This window comes from Inquilinus sp. YAF38, from assembly GCF_052113205.1.
Lineage (GTDB): Bacteria > Pseudomonadota > Alphaproteobacteria > DSM-16000 > Inquilinaceae > Inquilinus.
Genome location: NZ_JBFRCU010000014.1, coordinates 49,766 through 67,539, shown reverse-complemented (window position 1 = coordinate 67,539; position 17,774 = coordinate 49,766). Strand labels below are relative to the sequence as shown.

19 protein-coding genes and 1 pseudogene are annotated in these 17,774 nt (G+C 70.3%); 14 read left to right on the top strand and 6 right to left on the bottom strand.

Annotation, left to right across the window (positions count from 1 at the left end):
* The first annotated feature begins 149 nt into the window (after positions 1-149).
* A complete protein-coding gene (locus AB4Z01_RS09070) occupies positions 150-959 on the top strand; it encodes a sensor histidine kinase (RefSeq protein WP_441692582.1) in 810 nt (269 codons plus the stop codon).
* An 8-nt stretch (positions 960-967) separates the two neighbouring features.
* Here the strand turns inward: AB4Z01_RS09070 and AB4Z01_RS09065 are convergent, their stop codons facing one another.
* Positions 968-1,327: a hypothetical protein gene (locus AB4Z01_RS09065; RefSeq protein ID WP_441692581.1), complete on the bottom strand. Its 360-nt coding sequence runs from the start codon at positions 1,325-1,327 to the stop codon at positions 968-970.
* Between the two features lie 174 nt (positions 1,328-1,501).
* On the opposite strand from AB4Z01_RS09065, the gene AB4Z01_RS09060 reads away from it, so the two are divergent.
* The 6 genes from AB4Z01_RS09060 (at position 1,502) to AB4Z01_RS09035 (ending at position 7,061) form a co-directional block, all read left to right on the top strand.
* On the top strand, positions 1,502-1,876 hold the full coding sequence (locus tag AB4Z01_RS09060) for a response regulator (RefSeq protein ID WP_441692579.1): 375 nt from the start codon (positions 1,502-1,504) through the stop codon (positions 1,874-1,876).
* A gap of 204 nt (positions 1,877-2,080) precedes the next feature.
* The gene (locus AB4Z01_RS09055; protein ID WP_441692577.1) at positions 2,081-3,133 is read left to right on the top strand and encodes an ABC transporter substrate-binding protein; all 1,053 of its coding nucleotides are present in this window, start codon (positions 2,081-2,083) and stop codon (positions 3,131-3,133) included.
* Between the two features lie 23 nt (positions 3,134-3,156).
* Positions 3,157-4,659 (top strand): sugar ABC transporter ATP-binding protein, encoded by a 1,503-nt coding sequence (locus AB4Z01_RS09050; protein ID WP_441692575.1) that lies wholly within the window; start codon positions 3,157-3,159, stop codon positions 4,657-4,659.
* On the top strand, positions 4,656-5,597 hold the full coding sequence (locus tag AB4Z01_RS09045; protein WP_441692574.1) for an ABC transporter permease: 942 nt from the start codon (positions 4,656-4,658) through the stop codon (positions 5,595-5,597). Before AB4Z01_RS09050 ends, AB4Z01_RS09045 begins: the two co-directional genes overlap by 4 nt.
* Entirely contained in the window at positions 5,594-6,547 is a 954-nt protein-coding gene (locus AB4Z01_RS09040; RefSeq protein WP_441692572.1) for an ABC transporter permease, read from the top strand. Before AB4Z01_RS09045 ends, AB4Z01_RS09040 begins: the two co-directional genes overlap by 4 nt.
* A 133-nt stretch (positions 6,548-6,680) precedes the next feature.
* A complete protein-coding gene (locus AB4Z01_RS09035) occupies positions 6,681-7,061 on the top strand; it encodes a RidA family protein (RefSeq protein ID WP_441692570.1) in 381 nt (126 codons plus the stop codon).
* 16 nt (positions 7,062-7,077) lie between these two features.
* Here AB4Z01_RS09035 and AB4Z01_RS09030 read toward each other — a convergent pair whose 3' ends face one another.
* A complete protein-coding gene (locus AB4Z01_RS09030) occupies positions 7,078-7,983 on the bottom strand; it encodes an amidohydrolase family protein (RefSeq protein ID WP_441692569.1) in 906 nt (301 codons plus the stop codon).
* A 109-nt stretch (positions 7,984-8,092) separates the two neighbouring features.
* On the opposite strand from AB4Z01_RS09030, the gene AB4Z01_RS09025 reads away from it, so the two are divergent.
* The 7 genes from AB4Z01_RS09025 (at position 8,093) to AB4Z01_RS08995 (ending at position 14,545) form a co-directional block, all read left to right on the top strand.
* Positions 8,093-9,403, top strand: coding sequence for an amino acid deaminase (locus tag AB4Z01_RS09025; protein WP_441692567.1), 1,311 nt, complete (start codon positions 8,093-8,095; stop codon positions 9,401-9,403).
* Entirely contained in the window at positions 9,403-10,416 is a 1,014-nt protein-coding gene (locus tag AB4Z01_RS09020) for a succinylglutamate desuccinylase/aspartoacylase family protein (protein ID WP_441692565.1), read from the top strand. The genes AB4Z01_RS09025 and AB4Z01_RS09020 overlap by 1 nt, the downstream gene beginning before the upstream one ends.
* Positions 10,417-10,451: 35 nt before the next feature.
* On the top strand, positions 10,452-11,489 hold the full coding sequence (locus tag AB4Z01_RS09015; RefSeq protein WP_441692564.1) for a substrate-binding domain-containing protein: 1,038 nt from the start codon (positions 10,452-10,454) through the stop codon (positions 11,487-11,489).
* Between the two features lie 110 nt (positions 11,490-11,599).
* Positions 11,600-12,109, top strand: coding sequence for an AP2/ERF family transcription factor (locus AB4Z01_RS09010; protein WP_441692562.1), 510 nt, complete (start codon positions 11,600-11,602; stop codon positions 12,107-12,109).
* Between the two features lie 250 nt (positions 12,110-12,359).
* Entirely contained in the window at positions 12,360-13,445 is a 1,086-nt protein-coding gene (locus tag AB4Z01_RS09005) for a peptidoglycan-binding protein (RefSeq protein WP_441692560.1), read from the top strand.
* 333 nt (positions 13,446-13,778) lie between these two features.
* Positions 13,779-13,919, top strand: coding sequence for a hypothetical protein (locus AB4Z01_RS09000; RefSeq protein WP_441692558.1), 141 nt, complete (start codon positions 13,779-13,781; stop codon positions 13,917-13,919).
* Positions 13,920-13,987: 68 nt separating this feature from the next.
* Complete coding sequence (locus AB4Z01_RS08995; protein ID WP_441692557.1) at positions 13,988-14,545, top strand: lysozyme; 558 nt, start codon at positions 13,988-13,990, stop codon at positions 14,543-14,545.
* 79 nt (positions 14,546-14,624) lie between these two features.
* On the opposite strand, the gene AB4Z01_RS08990 is transcribed toward AB4Z01_RS08995, so the two are convergent.
* The 4 genes and pseudogenes from AB4Z01_RS08990 to AB4Z01_RS08975 form a co-directional block, all read right to left on the bottom strand.
* On the bottom strand, positions 14,625-15,059 hold the full coding sequence (locus tag AB4Z01_RS08990) for an RraA family protein (protein ID WP_441692555.1): 435 nt from the start codon (positions 15,057-15,059) through the stop codon (positions 14,625-14,627).
* 22 nt (positions 15,060-15,081) lie between these two features.
* Positions 15,082-15,333: pseudogene (locus AB4Z01_RS08985) on the bottom strand (hypothetical protein); the annotation flags it as partial.
* The gene (locus AB4Z01_RS08980) at positions 15,320-16,960 is read right to left on the bottom strand and encodes an ABC transporter ATP-binding protein (protein WP_441692553.1); all 1,641 of its coding nucleotides are present in this window, start codon (positions 16,958-16,960) and stop codon (positions 15,320-15,322) included. The pseudogene AB4Z01_RS08985 and the gene AB4Z01_RS08980, both read right to left, overlap by 14 nt.
* Complete coding sequence (locus AB4Z01_RS08975; protein ID WP_441692552.1) at positions 16,957-17,769, bottom strand: creatininase family protein; 813 nt, start codon at positions 17,767-17,769, stop codon at positions 16,957-16,959. The genes AB4Z01_RS08980 and AB4Z01_RS08975 overlap by 4 nt, the downstream gene beginning before the upstream one ends.
* Between the last annotated feature and the right edge of the window lie 5 nt (positions 17,770-17,774).

Below are 17,774 nucleotides of genomic sequence, written 5' to 3'. Positions count from 1 at the left end.
GAAGTGGCGAGTGCTGTGCTCCGCGGCGCCGGACGTCGTGGCCATCCGGTCTCGATCGCGATGACGCAGATCCGGCCCGACGACATCGGGCCGCCGAATGACGGCCTCCATATCGAGGTCTTCGAGAGCCGGCTTGAGGGGATCCAGCGATGCAAGCGTCGAGCGACGATCACGAGCCTGCCGGTGCCGAGATCTGCCGGGCCACCGCCGGCATCGACATGGTCGCGATGATGGAGCTGTCTCACGAGAATCGGCTCGCGACCCTGGGTTATCTCGCCGCCTCGATCACCCATGAGATGAAGCAGCCCATCGCCGCGGCGGTGACCAATGCCATGGCAGGCCTGCGTTGGCTGGACCGCCCGCGGCCCGATCTGGACAAGGCCCGGGCGGCCTTCGATCGTATCGTCCGGGACAGCAATCGCGCGAGCCACACGCTCGGCCGGATCCGCGCCCTGGTCAGGAAGGCGCCGCCCCGCAACGATCGGCTGGAGATCAACGATGCGATCCGCGAGGTGATCGAGCTCACCTCAGGCGAGACGAGGAAGAACGCCGTCTCGGTGCGGACGGACCTCATGGACGGCCTGCCGCCGATCGAAGGCGATCGGGTCCAACTGCAACAGGTGGCCCTCAACCTGGTCATCAATGCGGTCGAAGCCATGAGCGCAGTCGGCCGGGGGGCGCGAGAGCTGCTGATCAGCACCGGCAGGTCCGAGGCCGGCGACGTGCGCGTGACGGTGCGGGATTCGGGACCGGGTGTCGACCCGAGCCGCATGGACCGGCTGTTCGAGGCCTTCTACACGACCAAGCCCGGCGGCACGGGCATCGGCCTGGCGATCTGCCGATCGATCGTCGAGGCGCATGGCGGCCGGCTGTGGGTCGAGGCGAGTCAGCCGCAAGGAGCCGTGTTTCAGTTCACGGTGCCCGCCCAGCGGGAGAGCGCTTCGGCGTCGGGTCCATAGCCGTCTGACTAGGCGTTCCCGACCGGGCGGCCTCCGTGCCAGCTCAGATATTCGTATTTCGGCCGCAGCAGCTCCATGTCGCGCTCGAACTCCGGCAGCGAGTAGTCGACGGCGGAGGCATCGCCGGCCTCGACCAGGGCTGAATGCTCCGGATCCGCCGCGGCCAGCAGGTTGGCGATCTCCTCATGCGCCGAGGGCTCGGCGTCGTCATGGACCTCGCCCTCGTCGATGTGGAGCTCGCCGACCGCGCGCTTGAGCGCGGCCGACTGAACCCCGTTCGGGGCCTGGCCGGCATGCCACCGCGCCAGCCAGGCTTCCAGCTGGGTCATCGCGTAGCGCAGCTCGTCGTCGCGTTCGTTGGCGGGCATGTCGGGCTCCAGGCTGTGGGCTCGATGGTGATGCACGCCTTCGGCAGAGGGGGCAAGTGTCTGAGAAAGTGGCTGCCCCGGGTCGCGCATCGCTCGGAAATAAGCAAGAAAGCTACTTGCACTCCTCTGCCGCCCCGGCTGTTGCAATAGAAGCGCAATACGGAGGAACGGCCCATGGTGCCCGAGCGAAAACCCTGCGTCCTCGTCGTCGAGGACGAATTCCTCACGGCGGTTCTGGTGGAGGAGGCGCTGGCCGGGGCCGGCATCCGCGTCCTGGGGCCGGCTGCGAGCCTGGAGCAAGCCGTCGAGCTGGCGGGACATGACGGCGTGGATGCCGCCCTGCTCGATGTCGAGCTGTCCGGCGGTGACGAGGTCTTCCCGGCCGCGCAGATCCTGGCCGAGCGCAATGTTCCGTTCGCCTTCGTGTCGTCCTGCGCCGGCGACCGGATCGAAGATCGGTTCGTCGCCCGGCCGATGCTGTCGAAGCCGTTCCAGGACAGCGAGGTGAAGGCCCTCGCGGCGAGGCTCCTGATGCCCAGAGGGCTGTGAGGCGGCAGCATCGCCGCCCAGCCTTCGATCACTCTCGATGACAACGTTGTCTTGACAGAATCCTGCCGGCTCGTCTCTCTATGCGCGTGGATGATGTCGTCCCGTCGCCGGCCCGCAGCGGAAGATTGCGGCCGGTGTGACGGCGTCGCAGCATCCCGACGACGCACCGGCCCGCGACGGTCCGGATCAAACAGGGAGAGGATGATGACGAAGGATCTGGCGCGCCGCGCCGTCTGCGGTGCCGCTCTTGCGATCGCGGCCCTGGTCGCCGCCACCGGTGCGGCCGATGCCGCCGCCAATTGCATCAAGGGCGACCGCAAGCCCCCCTTCACGGTCGGCTGGGCCAACATCTACTCCGTGCCGACCTGGATGAAGCAGACCGAGGGCACCATCGCCGGGATGGTGGACGAGCTGAAGGCCAAGGGGCTGGTCGACAAGCTGGTCATCACCGACGCCCAGGGCAACGCCAACACGCAGATCCAGCAGGTCCAGTCGATGATCGACGCCGATGTCGACGCGATCATCCTGATCGCCGGATCGGCCACGGCGCTGGACCGGGTGGTCGCCGACGCCTGCGCCAAGGGCATCGCCGTGATCAACTTCGACAGCCTGGTGCAGACCGACAAGGTGACGGCCAAGATCAACACCGACTCGCTCGACTGGGGCAAGCAGGCGGCCGAGTGGTTGGTCAAGGCGATGGGCGGCAAGGGCAAGATCATCGTGCTGAACGGCCCGGCCGGCATCTCGGTCAGCGACGACCGCCGCAAGGGCGCGACGCCGGTGCTGGCCGCCAATCCGGGGGTCGAGGTGCTGGCCGAGACCAACACCGACTACAATGTCGCCCCGGCGCAGGAGGCGGTGACCAGCCTGCTGTTCGCCAACCCGGAGATCGACGGCATCCTGTCGATGGGCGGCGCACTGTCGGCCGGCGCGATCCTGGCGATGGACCGGCAGGGTCGCGCCTTCGTGCCGACCACCGGCGAGAACTACCGCCAGTTCCTCGAGCTGTGGAAGCAGCACGAGATGAAGGGCTGGGCGACGATGCAGCCGAACTGGCTCGGCGCGCTGGCCGTCTACACCGCGGTGCAGGCGCTGTCGGGCAAGGACGTGCCGGCCTTCGTCAAGGTGCCGCTGCCGGTGATCGACGACGCCAGCATCGACGGCTACCTGGCGCGGGCCGACAAGTTCCCGGCCGATGGTTACATCTTCTCGGAGTACGACACGGCGCTGTTCGACAAGCTGCTGGCGGCGAAGTGAGCCTGGGGGTTGGGGGCGGCGCCGTGACGGCGTCGCCCATCCTGACGGCCGAGGGCGTCTCGAAGGCCTTCTTCGGCAATCCGGTGCTGCGCGACGTCTCGATTGCGCTGCATCCCGGCCGGGTCCACGCCCTGCTGGGCGAGAACGGGGCCGGCAAGTCGACCCTGATCAACATCCTGTCCGGGGCGCTGCGGCCCGATGGCGGGTCGCTGACGGTCGACGGCCGCGGCGCCGGCCACCTGACGCCGCGCGAGGCCCAGCGCGCCGGCATCGCCGTGGTGCAGCAGGAGCTGAGCTTGGCGCCGCACCTGTCGATCGCGGAGAATATCGGCCTCGGCGCCTATCCGCGGCGGCTCGGGCTGATCGACTACGGCGCCCTGGCGGAGAGGGCGAGGGCGGCCTGCGCCCTGGTCGGGCTGGACGAGCCGCTGGACCTGCCGGTCGACGCCCTGTCGCTCGGCCGCCGACAGATGGTCGAGATCGCCAAGGCGCTGTACCGCAGGCCGCGGGTGCTGATCCTCGACGAGCCGACCTCCTCGCTGTCGGCGCATGAAGCGCAGACCCTGGCCCGGCTGGTGCGGCGGCTGCGCGACGAGGGCGTCGCCATCCTCTACATCTCGCACCGGCTGAACGAGGTGCTGGACCTCTGCGATTACGCCACGGTGCTGAAGGACGGCAGCCGCACCGCCGACCGGAAGCTGGAGGGCGTCGACCCGGAAGGGCTGGTGCGGCTGATGGTCGGGCGCGATCCCGGCGATCTGTTCCCGGCCTGGCAGCCTGCCGCCCAGGCGGAGACGGCGATCGAGATCAAGGGCTTCCGAGCGGGGGCCGCGCGTGAGGTTGATCTCACGGTCCGCTATGGCGAGGTGGTCGGCATCGGAGGGCTGGTCGGGCAGGGGCAGGAGGATCTGCTGCTGGGCCTCGTCGGCGCCCTGCCGGCGGCGGCCGATGCCGCGCGCATCGCCGGCGCCGACCGGCCCTTCGCCAAGGTGACCGAGGCGACGGCGGCCGGCCTCGCCTATATCCCGGCCGACCGCAAGAAGGAGGGGCTGCTGCTGCCGCACAGCATCGCCTTCAACCTGATGCTGCCGACGCTGGCACGGCCGGCGCGGGGCTTGCGCGACCGGGCGGCGGAGGCGGCGACAGTGGCCGATCTGGCGAAGCGCCTGACCATCAAGGGCGACACGGCACGGCCGGTGCAGGCGCTGTCCGGCGGCAACCAACAGAAGGTGGCGCTGGCCAAGTGGATGCCGCTGGCGCCGCGCGTGCTGCTGCTGAACGACCCGACGCGGGGCGTCGATGTCGAGACCAAGCGGGAGATCTACGTCATGCTGCGGGCGCTGGCGGCGCAGGGGAAGGCGATCGTGCTGCTCAGCTCCGACACGCCCGAGCTGGTCCATCTCTGCGACCGGGTGGCGGTGATGTTCGCCGGTCGCACCGTGGCGACGCTGGAGCGGCCGGGGATCAGCGAGGAGGCGATCGTCGGCGCCGCCATGGGCGTCGCGGCGCCGGGGCTGGCGGCATGAGCGCGGCGCTTTACCGAGCCATCCAGGGCCGCCGGCACCAGGGGCTGCGCGGGCTGTACCTGATCGTGGCGCTGTTCCTGGCGCTGTATGTCGCGCTGTTCCCGGGGCTGGTCAGCGTCGAGGGCGTCGCCAAATTCACCCAGAACTGGTTCCCGCTGGCGCTGGTGGCGATGGCCCAGGCGATGATCATGCTGACCGGCGGCATCAACCTCGCCGTCGGCGCCATGGTCAGCCTCGGCGCCGTGGTCGCCGCGACCAGCTTCGACGGGCTGCTCGGCGTGCCCGGCGGGGTGCTGGCCGTGGCCGCGATCGGGCTGGCGGTCGGGGCCGGGGCGGGGGCGATCGTGGCGCTGTTCCGGCTGCCGGCGATCATCGTCACCCTGGCCGGGTCCTTCATCCTCGGCGGCGCGGCCCTGCTGGTGCTGCCGCGGCCGGGCGGCGACGTGCCCGACTGGCTGTCGGATCTTCTCGCGGGCAACCAGCCGGTGGCGCTGCTGCTGCTGGTGCTGCTCGCGGTCGGCTGGAAGCTGTACCTGGCGACGCCGATCGGCCTCGGCCTCTATGCCGCCGGCGACAACCCGGTCGGCGCCTACCGCTCCGGCGTGCCGGTCGACCTCGCCAAGATCGTGGCCTATGCGATCAGCTTCATGTTGGCGGCGCTGGCCGGGTTGTTCGTGTCGGCGCAGACGGGGTCGGGCGACCCGGTGATCGGCACGCCCTTCACCCTGAACTCGATCGCCGCGGCGGTGCTGGGTGGGGTCGGCTTCCTCGGCGGGGCCGGCACCATGCGCGGCGCCATCGCCGGCAGCCTGCTGCTCAGCGTCATGATCAACGTCATGTTCTTCCTGGGCTTTCCGCCCGTGGCGCAGTACATCGCTCAGGGGCTGATCATCGTCGGCGCCGTGGCGCTGCCGCAGATCCGCTGGAGGCGGGCATGAGCGCAATCGCGACCAGGCTGCCGGCGATCCTGCGGCATAAGGTGGTGCTGGCCTGGCTGGTGGTGGCCGCGGTGTGGATCGCCGCCAGCCTGCTGACCCGCGGCTTCGGCGCCTATGGCCATCTGCGCTATCTGCTGGAACTGGCGGCCGTGATCGGCCTGGTCGCCGCCGGGCAGACGCTGGTGGTGATCGGCGGCGGCATCGACCTCGCGGTCGGCGCCGTGATCACGGTGACGGCGATCGTGCTGCCGCTGCTGTCGGTGGCCTGGGACCCGACCGGGCTGGTCGGGGTGGCGGCGACGCTGCTGGTGGCCGCAGGCATCGGCTTCCTCAACGGCCTCGGCATCGCCGCCCTCAGGGTGCATCCGCTGATCATGACCCTGGCGATGGCGACGCTGCTGCAGGGCCTCTTGGTGATCGTCGCCGGCGGCAGCGCCATCACCGTGCGCAACCCGGTGGTGGAATGGCTCGGCTCGGCCCGCCCGGCCGGGGTGCCGGTCGGCATCCTGCTGTGGCTCGTGGTCTCGGCCGGGGTGCTGGTGCTGCTGCACCGCACCGCCGCGGGCGCCCGGATCTTCGCCCTCGGCACCAGCCCGCTGGCGGCGCGGCTGTCCGGCGTCGACATCGGGCGGACGACGGTGCTGCTGTACACGCTGAGCGGGCTGATGGCGGGGATCGCCGGGGTGCTGGTGCTGGGCATGAATCGGCAGGGCTATGTCGGCATCGGCGACCCGTATCTGCTGACCTCGATCGCCGCGGTGGTGCTGGGCGGCACCTCGATCCTGGGTGGGCGCGGCACCTATGCCGGCACCATCCCGGGGGCGATCCTCTTGGTCACCATCACCGCGCTGATCACCGTGGTGAACGCCTCGCCCGGCTGGCGCAGCATCCTGTTCGGCGGGTTGATCCTGGGCCTGCTGCTGCTGTCGGGGCGAGAGGCGCGGCGCTGATCGGGACCCCGATCAGACCTGGATGAAGCTATCTCCATCGTCCATTCGGTGAGGATCTTCGCTCTCCGATCGACTGGATTTCCGCCGCAATCGGGTGCGAGGAGACAGTCATCAGAGGATGAGGGGCAGCGACATGTCGCGGACCATTGTTTCCGCCGATGATCTTCCCAAGGCTCCACCCTTTTACAGTCATGCGGTCAAGTGTGCGGGACTGGTGTTCGTCTCAGGGACGGCCGCCTACGACGCGGCGACGGGCAAGATCGTCGGCGAGACGATACAGGAGCAGACGGCGCAAGCCCTGCGGAACATCTCAGCCATTCTGAAAGCAGCCGGAACCACGCTCGACAAGGCTGTCAGCGCCACCGTCATCCTTGCCGATGAGGACGACTTTCCAGGCATGAATGAAGAATGGGTGAGGTGGTTTCCGACCGACCCGCCGGCACGACAGGGAGCCAAGCTCCCTGTCCGCATGCTCGGGCTCAAGGTCTCGATCGCAATGATCGCCGAGGCGTAGCTACCTTCAAGACATATCAAAGGCGATACAGCCGGCGGGCGTTGTCGTGGAACAAGGCGCGCTGCTCGGCCGGGGTCAGGTCGGCGGTGAAGGCCTTGAAGCCGTCCCAGACCTGGTCGAAGGACGCGTGCAGCCCGGCCACCGGGAAGTCGCTGGCGAAGATCGACCGGCCGGGGCCGAAGGCGTCGAGGCAGGTCAGGACAACGTCGCGCAGGCTGTCCGGCGTCCAGTCATGGTCGTAGGCGACGAGGTCGGAGATCTTGAGATGGACGTTGGGCTCGCGGCCCAGCGCGGCCAGGCCGGTGCGCCAGCGGGCCATGCCCTCCGGGTCGCGGTCGGCCGGGCTGCCGCAATGGTTCAGGATGAAGACCTGGTCCGGAAAGTCGCGCACCAGCCGCAGCGCATCCGCCATCTGGCCCGGATAGATCATCAGGTCGAAGCTCAGGCCGAGCGCGGCGAGCAGGGCCAAGCCGCGGCGCCAGGACGGGTCGTCCATCCGGTCCGGCCGGGCGACGAAGCTGCGCGCCGGGTCGGGATGCCAGCTCAGGATATCGCGGATGCCGACGACGCGGGGAAACGCGGCTTGCTGCTCGAGCAGCGCCGCCGCGTCCGATAACTCGAGCGGGACATGGGCGACATACCGGCTGGCGGTGCTGTCGGCCTTGTCCAGCGTCTCCAGCCACTCGGTCTCCGCCACCGGGTCGGCCGGGTCCCAACTGGCCTCGATGTGCACGGTCGCGACTACAGGCTGGTTCTTTGCATCCGTCCGGTAATCCGCCGGCAGGTAGTTCCGGCGCAGCCGCGCGTTGTCGCCGAACACCATCTCGCCCTGCGCCGGGCGCAGCCAGGGATGGCGGTCCATCGAGAGGTCCCAAAGATGGTGGTGGGCGTCGATGATCGGGCCGTCATAAAGCTGGGTCACGAAGCTGCTCCCGCAGGATAACCGTCCTGCTCGATGACAACGTTGTCTTGACAGATAACCTGCCGCTGCCGTCTAAGAAAGACCATAGCAGGGAAGGGGAGCGGCGATCGTGGCCGACGGGATCATCGTGCGGGAAGCGGACATGCTGCATGACGGCATCCGGGGCGTGCCCCCGGGCGCCGGGCCGATCCCGCTGGACGACGTGGCGGCGCAGGGCTGGCATCCGGCCGAGGGCATCATGTCGCTGCCGGTGCTGACCCTGGACGAGGACGCCTTCGCCGACAACCGCGCGCTGATGCTGCGCTATGCGGCGGAGCAGGGGGCGGTGATCGCGCCGCATGCCAAGACGCCGATGGCGCCGGCGCTGGCCGCCTCGCTGGTCGCGGCCGGGGCCTGGGGCACCACGGTGGCCGACATCCGCCAGGCCGCGGTGATGCTGCGCGCCGGGCTGAACCGGCTGCTGCTGGCCAACCAGGTCGGCGGCCCGGGCGGGGCGCGCCGGCTGGCCCGGCTGCACGAGGCCTATCCCCGGGCCGAGATCTACGCCTTCGTCGATTCCCCCGAAGCCGCTGCGGCGCTCGACGCCGCCTGGGGCGAGGAGCGGCTGGCGCCGCTGCCGGTGGTGGTCGAGGTCGGGTCCGGCCGCGCCGGCGCCCGCGACCTGGCGGCGGAGCGGGTGATCGACGCCATCCAGGCCAGCGAGGGCCGGCTGCGCCTGGCCGGTGTCGGCGCCTATGAGGGTGCGGCGGCAACGGCGGATGCGGAGCGGACGCGGATGGCGATCGCCGACCTCGCCGCGCTGGCCGCCCAGGCCTTCCAAAAGGTGCGCGCGGCCGCCGGGCCGCAGGCGCCGCTGATCCTGACGGCCGGCGGCTCGGTCTATTTCGACATGATCGTGCAGCATCTCGGCCCCGTGGCGGCGGCGGACGGCAAGGCCCGGCTGGTGCTGCGCAGCGGCGCGATCTTCTTCCACGACCACGGCATCTACAAGCGCGGCCTGGCGGCGCTCGACGCCCGGCAGGGGTTCCGTCTCGGCGGCGAGACAGCGAGCGCGTCGGACGGGTTCCGCCCGGTGCTGCGGATCTGGGCCGAGGTGCTGTCGCGCCCGGCGCCGGGGCTGGCCATCTGCGGCATGGGCATGCGCGACGTGTCTTTCGACCAGGACCTGCCGACGCCGCTGCGCCTGCATCGCGACGGCCGGCCGCTGGCCGCCTTCGCCCGTCCGGAAGAGGCGCGGGTGATGAAGCTGAACGACCAGCATGGATTCCTGGCGCTCGGCGCCGACAGCCCGGTCGCGGTCGGCGACGTGATCGAGTTCGGCATCTCCCACCCCTGCACCTGCCTCGACCGCTGGCGGGTGATCTGGGGCATCGACGGCCAGGGCCGCGTCCGCGCCGCCTATCCCACCTGCTTCGGCTGATGCACACCGGCCTGTTCCACACCATCGATTTCGACGCCGACGGCCGCGTCCTGGACCATCTGGGCGTGCCCTTCTCGGTCGACCGGTCGCCCTATTTCCAGGTCAAGGTGCCGGTCGCGCGGATCAGGAACGGCGATGGCCCGCGCGTGCTGCTGCTGGCCGGCAATCATGGCGACGAATATGAGGGCGAGTTCGCCCTGGCCCGGCTGATCCGCCGGCTGGACCCGGCCCGGATGCGCGGCGCGGTGACCATCCTGCCGATGACCAACGCGCCGGCGGTACGGGCGTCGAAGCGCTGCTCGCCGCTGGACGGCGGCAACCTCAATCGCGCCTTCCCGGGCGACCCGGACGGCACCCCGACCCAGCGCATCGCCGATTTCCTCGAGCATGAGCTGTTCCCGCGCCACGATGTGGTGTTCGACCTGCATTCCGGCGGCACCTCGATGGCGCATCTGCCCTGCGCCCTGATCGAGCGCCAGGCCGAGCCGGCGCGGCAGGAACGGGGGGTGGCGCTGATGCGGGCGCTCGGGCTGCCCTACGGCTTCATCGCCGACAACKGGCCGGCGGCGCCGACCTCGATGGGTGCCGCGGCGCGGGCCGGCATCATCGGCCTGTCCGGCGAGTTCGGCGGCGGCGGCACCGTGACCCCGGCGACGATGCGCGGCGCCTCGGCCGCGATCGACGCGCTGCTGTTGGCGCTCGGCATCATCGATGCGCCCCTGCTGGGCCCGGCGCCGGAGGTGGTGCCGATGCGCCTGCTGTCCCTGGCCCGGCATGCCCAGGCGATCTATGCCACGGCCCCCGGCTGGTTCGAGCCGGCGGTCGAGGTCGGCGCCGAGGTTCAGGTCGGGGACCTGGCCGGCTGGTATCACGACCTCGACCGGCTCGAGATCGCGGAGGCGCCGCTGCGCTTCGCCGAGGCCGGGGTGGTGATCTCGCACCGGTTGCACAGCCGGTGCGAACCGGGCGACTGTCTGATTCAGGTAGCCGAGGTGCTGGACGCCGGCCGGTGACCGGGGCGAGGCGAAGGCGGGGCGGAGGGGAAGGGATGACGGATTCGGAGAAGCGGCCGCCCCGCATCGATGAGGTCGCGCGCATCGCCGGGGTGTCGCCGATCACCGTGTCCCGCGCGCTGCGCCAGCCGGAGAAGGTGGCGGAGGACAAGCGCCGCCGCATTCAGGCGGCGATCGAGCAGACCGGCTACGCGCCGAACCAGGACGCCATCCGCCTGCGCTCCGGCGGCCGGCCGGCGGCGGCGTCGGCCGGGGCCGCGCCGTCGACCCTGGTCGCCGCCTTCGTCTCCAACATCGCCAACCCGCAATTCTCCCGCGCGGTGCGGGCCTGCGCCGAGGTGCTGGAGCCGGCGGGCTACCGGCTGATGACAGGCGAGACCGCCTATTCCTATGCCCGCGAGACGGCGATGATCCAGTCGTTGCGCGACCTCAAGCCCGCCGCGGTGCTGTTCACCGGGGTGATCGAGCTGGAAGGGAACCGTGAGGCGCTGCGCTCGCTCGGCGTGCCGGTGATGGAGACCTGGGCCTATCCGCAGGACCCGATCGACATGCTGGTCGGCTTCTCCAATTTTGATGGCGGCCGGCTGGTCGGCGAGCATTTCGGCGAGCGCGGCTATCGCCGCATCGCCTATGTCGGCCGCGGCGGCGGCCGCGGCGTCCTGCGGCTGCAGGGCTTCAAGGAAGGCCTGGCCAAGCACGGCCTGCGGCCGGCGGCGGAGCTGTCGGTCGAGGGACCTGCCGGGCTGGCCGAGGGGCGCCAGGCGATGGCCACGCTGCTGGGGCAGGGCGAGCCGCTCGACGCGGCGTTCTTCGGCAACGACCTGCTGGCGATCGGCGCGCTGTTCGAGGCGCGGCGCCGCGGCCTCGCCGTGCCCGGCGACCTCGCGGTGGCGGGCTTCGGCGACATCGAGCTGGCGGAGGCGGTGGAGCCGGGGCTGACCACGGTGCGGATCGACAGCGACGACATCGGCCGCCGCGCCGGCCGGATGCTGCTGACCCGCCTCGGCGGCGGCACGCCGGAGCGCGGGATCGAGCTGGTGGAGCTCAGCCTGGTGGTCAGGGCGAGCGGGTAGAGCGCCGGACAAGGGGTCGGCGGCTTGTCTCATCCGGAAGCGGTATCCAGTCGATCCTGCTAATCAGCGGCACAGTATGCGAGACTCCGCGGGTCGGTTTGGAGAGTCCGATGCGCGTCAGTCGAATTGACGATAAGACGAAACGGATGCTCGGTTGGCTCGTCCAGTACTCGGTTGCTGGGCTGCATACGCGCAAATTCTTCTCCGACCGGGCGTTCGGCAGCTCGGCGCGGGCCAAGGCCGCGGCCAAGGCGTTCGCCATGAAAGATCTCGAAGAGCACCGACAGATCAGATCGCTGCGCAGAATGCTGATCCGGCGCAAGAACACCCCCTACGGCATCCCGGGGGTCTCGCGCTATGCCCGCCCGCAGGGCACGACCGCCTTCTGGGTCGCCTATTGGACCCAGGACGGCATACGGCACCAGAAGAAGTATTCGATCCTTCGCCACGGCGAGCGCAAGGCGCGCGCGCTGGCCTTCGCCACCCGCGCCGAGATGACCGCCGGCAACCTGGAACGGCTGACCGAGCTGCTCGATGTCCACGCGCCCGGCCGGCCGGCAGCGGCCGATCGATCATCGCCGCGGATCGATGCCCCTGTGCCGGTGTTGTCGCGCAGGTGAGCGGGCCAGCAGCGATACGGCGCCAGTGAGTACCACGAAGGACGTATGGCTATTCGGAATTCGGGGAAGCTCCACCCCGTATCGGACGCGCGACAAGGCAGGGGATGTACCATTGGGCCACTCGCGATCATCCGGGCAATGAGTCATCGTCCAGCAGCCCGCCGGTGAATTCTTCCCCTGCCGAGTCGCCATCGGGGCCTGGCCGATGTATTGGGGGCGAATCTCGATCCGGCAACGGCGAGGAGCTTCGGTGAAATCATTGGCCGATGATGGGACCAGCCTCGAGCGTGAGCCGAACCCTATGCGCCGAGGCGCCGCCCGCCACGCGGCGGCGGTGCTGCTCGGCTTGACTTTGGTCGGCTGCTCCACGCTGAACGACCTGGGACTGGGCTGGGGCGACACGGCTTCCGCCGAAGCGCCGCAGGAAGCTGCCACAATCATTACTCCGCAGGCCATGCCCGCGGTCTCGGCGCCCGTTGTCAGGGTGGCCGCGCCATCGCCGCAGATCCCGGACGGTGACCCGGCAGCCCAATTGCAGCTGCCGGACAACGCTTCTCCCGAACTGCGCGACCTGGCGCGCAAGGCCATCGCCGGCGACGCGAATGCCGAGTATGAGATCGGCACCGTCTTCGCACAGGGCGTGGGCGTGCCGCAGAACTATGAGCACGCCGCCTACTGGTACCGCCGTGCCGCCGACCGGGGCAAAGCCGATGCCGCCTATGCGTTCGGCTTTCTGTGGGAACAGGGTCTCGGCGTGCCGCGCGACGCGAGGGAGGCGATGACCTGGTTCCGCAAGGCCAGCGTCACCGGCAATCCCCGCGGCGCGTACGAGGTGGGCCGCCTGTATGAAGCTGGCGAGCTCGGTCCACCCAACCCGGTGATGGCCGCCGGCTGGTACCGGATCGCAGCCAAGGCCGGCGACGAGCCGGGGAAGCAGGCGCTGGCGAGGCTGCAGGCGGCGCTGGACGCCGGGCGTCTGGCACCGGCCCAAACCGCAGCGGCCGACGAGAGCCCGCAGCAGGTCCCGGACAATCGAGCGGCGCCGGCGCCGGCCGGCTCCGGCCAGATGGCAACCGTGTCTCCGCCAGTCGGGACTGCCACGCTACCGGCAATCGCGCCGGAGCGGCCGGCCACCAGCGCCCAGATCAGGGAAATCCAGCTGCTTCTGGGTAAGTTGAACCTGGATGCCGGTCGGGCCAATGGCCGGCTCGGGCGCAAGACCCGGGCCGCGATTGCCACCTTCCAGGGGAGCCATGCTTTGCCGGTCACGGGGCGGCCCTCGGCGGCGTTGCTGGAGGCGCTTCGCACCGCCGCCGAACCGCCTCGCTTCGATTGACCGAAGATTGAACGGTCCCCGCGCGGTCGGCTTGGCTGATTTCGCTCTTCAGGCCACGTTCAAGACCGGCCCACCCGCCGGCCGAGCCGCCGTGCCAGGTGCCCTCGCGGACCTTCCCGGCAGGGATCGGTCCGGAAGGCAGCTGCCAAACCGACATACCCCGTTTGAGGGATGACGGGATCGCCGCGGCGGCACTATCATCCGATCCGTTTCTGCCAAGGTCGAGATGGGCGGCGTTTCCGTCGCCGGGACATTACCGTCCCAGCCAAGCTCGGCCCGATATGCGCGCCATTGATCGAAGTCGTTTCATTATCCTGTTTCATGGAGGCATTGATGGCCAAGGCTCCGAAGGCCCTCGCGATCCCGATCTCCGGCACCATCCAGAATTCGAGCTGGAAGGCGCACAAGCCGCGGCCACCCAGCCTGCTGAACCCCACCCAATATCTGATCGATCTGGCCGCCCGAGGCTCGTAGATAGGGCCGTCATGCCGCCGAGACGCCAATTTCCTGTAAATATTATTTGATGCCTGGGAGCTATTGCAATGAGTGATTTGAACAAGCCGTGGGACAAGTCGGTCCCGCTGGCAGCCACGGTCGTCGTCAAGCGCATCGAGAGCTTCATCCCCCATCCCTATGACGACAACGGCAGCCTGCCTGGCGGAACGATGACCATCGGCTACGGCAGTATCTTCGACAAGAACGGCAAGCCGGTGACGTCGAAGACCCCGCCGATCACCGAGGCCGAGGCCGAGATCCTGCTGCAGCGGGACATGGAGGGATCGGCCCGGGACGTCGATCAACGGGTCAAGGTCGCCCTGCTCACGCGGGAGGCTGCGGCCCTGATCTCATGGACCTACAATCTCGGTGGCGGGAACCTGGCGAAGTCGACGATGCTCACGCGGCTCAATGCGGGCGACAAGGGGGCCGTGCCCGACGAGATGCGCAAATGGATCAATCAGGCGGGGAAGCCGCTGCTCGGCCTGCTGCGGCGCCGATGGGCCGAGGCCGCGATCTTCCTGGGCCTCGACCCGACTGACGCCTGCGTCCGCGCCTGGAAGGAGATCGACGACCTGAACGCGTGGCCGGCCTTCGGGGTTTAGGCGCATTCAAGACCCGCCCACCGAATACTCTCGCGGCACCTTCCCCAATACTCGACCCGGGGCACCAGCGTAGCGGGGATCAGCCTTGGTTGGCCTCTTGGTCGGCGGCGACCAGGCGGCTGGCGCCGGAGAGGTCGCCGAGCGTCTGCCCGGCCCGGGCGCGGGCCTGCCGCTCGGCGATGCGGGCCTCGCGGGCGATCGCCTCGTCGGCGGCGGCCTCGGCCTCGCCGGGCGGCAGGACCAGCACGCCGGTGGCATCGGCCAGGATCGCATCGCCCGGCAGCACCGGGACGTTGCCGCAGGACACCGGCAGGTTCAGCGCCCCGCCCAGATCGTTCAGCCGGGTGGTGATGGCGGAGGCGCCGCGACACCAGACCGGCAGCCCGGCCTCGCGGATCTCCTCCGGGTCGGTGCAGGGGCCGTCGAGCACCATCGCCACCGCGCCGGCCCGCTTCACCGCCCGGGCGACGCCGCCGCCGAGGCAGGCATGGCGGTCGTCGCCGAGCCGGTGCATGGCGGTCGTCGCCGAGCCGGTCGATCACCAGCACGTCGCCCGGCCGCAGCAGGCCGATGGCATGGTGCAGCAGGGTCGAATCCGTGCCCGGGATGGCGACCGTGACGGCCGTGCCGACCAGCGTCCCGCGCACCGGCTGCAACGGCGCGATGCTGCGATGGACGAAGCCGCGATGGCGGAAATGGCCGATCGTGGCGATCTCGACCCCGGCCAGCTTCTCGGCCAGGGCCGGGGCGATCTGTGGCGGCACGGCGCCGATCTCATACTTTCTCATGCAGCTTCGTTCCTTCCGGCCCGGCGGCGTTCCGGTCCCAGTCGCGGCCGGGCACGGCCGACAGCAGCTCGCGGGTGTAGGCCTCACGCGGGGCGCCGAAGAGGGCGGCGGGCTCGCCCTCCTCGACGATGCGGCCCTGGCGCATCACGGCGATGCGGTCGCAGATCCGGCTGGCCACGCGCAGGTCGTGGGTGATGAACAGCATGGCGAAGCCCAGCCGCTGCTGCATCTCCGCCAGCAGGTCGAGGATCTGGGCCTGGACCGAGACGTCGAGCGCCGAGACGGATTCGTCGGCGATCAGCAGGTCCGGCTCGATCGCCAGCGCCCGGGCGATGCAGATGCGCTGGCGCTGGCCGCCGGAGAATTCATGCGGGAACCGGACCGCCGCCTCGGCATCGAGGCCGACGGCCTGGAGCAGCCGCAATGCGCGGTCCCGCGCCGCCGCCCGGTCGACGCCATGGATGGTGGGCCCCTCGGCGATGGCGGCGCCGACGCTCTGCCGCGGGTCGAGCGCGCTGTAGGGATCCTGGAACACGATCTGCACCCGCCGGCGCGCCGCCCGCAACGTCTTGCCCCTGAGGGCAGAGAAGGAGCCGCCCGGTAGGGTGATGTCGCCGCGCTCGGGCTCGATCAGCCGGATGACGCATTGTGCCAAAGTGGATTTGCCGGAGCCGGATTCGCCGACCAGCCCCAGCGTCTCGCCGCGGCGGATCTCGACATCGACCCCGTCCACCGCCTTGACGCTGCGGCCGCCGCCGAACAGCCCGGATTTGCGGAAGGTCTTGGCGATGCCCTTGGCCGAGACCGCGATCGGGCCCAGCCCCGGCCGGGCGCGCCGTGGCTCCAGCATCGGCACCGCGGCCAGCAGGTCGCTTGTGTAGGCCGCCTCCGGCCGCCGCAGCACGCGGTCGCGCGGGCCTTCCTCGACCAGCCTGCCATTCTGCATCACCGCGACCCGGTCGGCGATCTCGGCGACCACGCCGAAATCATGGGTGATGAACAGGATGCCGGTGCCGTGCCGCTGCCGCAGGTCCAGCATCAGCCGCAGGATCTGCGCCTGGGTGGTGACGTCGAGCGCGGTGGTCGGCTCGTCGGCGATCAGGATGGCGGGGTCCAGCGCCAGCGCCGTCGCGATCATCACGCGCTGGCACTGCCCGCCGGACAGCTGGTGCGGATAGCTGTGATACAGAAGCTCGGGGTCCGGCAGGCGGACCTCGCGGAACAGCGCCAGCACCCGCTCCCGGATCTCGGCGGCGGAGAGCTTGGTGTGCAGCCGGAAGGTCTCGGCCACCTGGTCGCCGACCCGGTAGATCGGGTTCAGCGCGGCGCTCGGCTCCTGGAAGATCATGGCGATGCGACGGCCGGCCAGGTCGCGTCGCTCCCGCTCGGGGAGGGCCAGCAGGTCGCGGCCCTCGAACAGCACGCGGCCGCTCGCCGCCGGCAGGTTGGCCGGCAGCAGCCCCATCACCGCCAGCGCCGTCATCGACTTGCCGGAGCCGGATTCGCCGACGACGCAGAGGATCTCGCCGCGGCCGAGCGTCAGCGATAGGTTGGAGACGGCATCCGGCCGCTCCGCCGCCGGCGGCAGCGGCACCCGCAGATCCTCGATGGCGAGCAGCGGCGTCATGCCGGCGCCGTCTCGACCCGGCGCGGGTCGCAGCGGCGGAAATGGGCGACGAAGCGGGCGGTGAAACCGGTGATGTGCTCGACCACCCGCGCGCCGATCGCGGCATCGGCCAGGGTGGGATCGCCGCCCAGCATGCCGTCCGGGTTGACCTCGGTGACGTCGAGCGGCATTTGCACCGGCAGCCCCTCGAAGCTGACCGCGGCGACGCCGTCGGTCGGCAGGCCGAAGGCCTGGGAGGGCGTCGCCGGGCGCACCAGGTCGGGCCGCATCAGCTCCGGGAACAGGTGCAGATAGACCGAGGTCAGCGGGTCGCCGCCATGGCCGCGGGCTTGCCCGGCCTTGTCGCCGTGCAGCTCCCGCCACAGCTCCGGCGGGATCAGGCGCCAGATGTTCAGCGCCGCCACCGCCACGCCGCGCTCGCGCCGCAGGCGTCGCAGCGTCTGGTCGATCAGCGGCGCGTTCGAGCTGTGGCCGTTGAACACCACCAGATGCTCGACGCCATGGTCGAGAAAGGCGGTCACCGTGTCCTCCAGCACGGCCGAGAAGGTCTCGGGGCGCAGCTGGATGCCGCCCGGCACGGTGCGGAAGAAATCGGCATAGCCGAAGGGGACGGTGGGGGCGGCGATCGCGTCCGCCGCCTCCGCCGCCAGCAGCGACAGCCGCTCGGTCAGCATGAAGTCGCCCATCGGGGCGTGCGGGCCCTGCTCCTCCTGGCTGCCGAAGGGCAGCAGGATGACCGGGCGCTCGGCCAGACGCTCGCGGAACTCCACGAAGGTCATGTCCTTCAGGGCGTGCTTGCGCAGCGGCATCGGTC

Coding starts and splice junctions, on each gene's coding strand:
- AB4Z01_RS09000 (WP_441692558.1), top strand. CDS start 13,779: ATGGCCAAGGCTCCGAAGGCCCTCGCGATCCCGATCTCCGGCACCATC.
- AB4Z01_RS09010 (WP_441692562.1), top strand. CDS start 11,600: ATGCGCGTCAGTCGAATTGACGATAAGACGAAACGGATGCTCGGTTGG.
- AB4Z01_RS09055 (WP_441692577.1), top strand. CDS start 2,081: ATGACGAAGGATCTGGCGCGCCGCGCCGTCTGCGGTGCCGCTCTTGCG.
- AB4Z01_RS09070 (WP_441692582.1), top strand. CDS start 150: ATGCAAGCGTCGAGCGACGATCACGAGCCTGCCGGTGCCGAGATCTGC.
- AB4Z01_RS09015 (WP_441692564.1), top strand. CDS start 10,452: ATGACGGATTCGGAGAAGCGGCCGCCCCGCATCGATGAGGTCGCGCGC.
- AB4Z01_RS08980 (WP_441692553.1), bottom strand. CDS start 16,960: ATGACGCCGCTGCTCGCCATCGAGGATCTGCGGGTGCCGCTGCCGCCG.
- AB4Z01_RS08975 (WP_441692552.1), bottom strand. CDS start 17,769: ATGCCGCTGCGCAAGCACGCCCTGAAGGACATGACCTTCGTGGAGTTC.
- AB4Z01_RS09045 (WP_441692574.1), top strand. CDS start 4,656: ATGAGCGCGGCGCTTTACCGAGCCATCCAGGGCCGCCGGCACCAGGGG.
- AB4Z01_RS09065 (WP_441692581.1), bottom strand. CDS start 1,327: ATGCCCGCCAACGAACGCGACGACGAGCTGCGCTACGCGATGACCCAG.
- AB4Z01_RS09060 (WP_441692579.1), top strand. CDS start 1,502: ATGGTGCCCGAGCGAAAACCCTGCGTCCTCGTCGTCGAGGACGAATTC.
- AB4Z01_RS08995 (WP_441692557.1), top strand. CDS start 13,988: ATGAGTGATTTGAACAAGCCGTGGGACAAGTCGGTCCCGCTGGCAGCC.
- AB4Z01_RS08990 (WP_441692555.1), bottom strand. CDS start 15,059: ATGCACCGGCTCGGCGACGACCGCCATGCCTGCCTCGGCGGCGGCGTC.
- AB4Z01_RS09035 (WP_441692570.1), top strand. CDS start 6,681: ATGTCGCGGACCATTGTTTCCGCCGATGATCTTCCCAAGGCTCCACCC.
- AB4Z01_RS09040 (WP_441692572.1), top strand. CDS start 5,594: ATGAGCGCAATCGCGACCAGGCTGCCGGCGATCCTGCGGCATAAGGTG.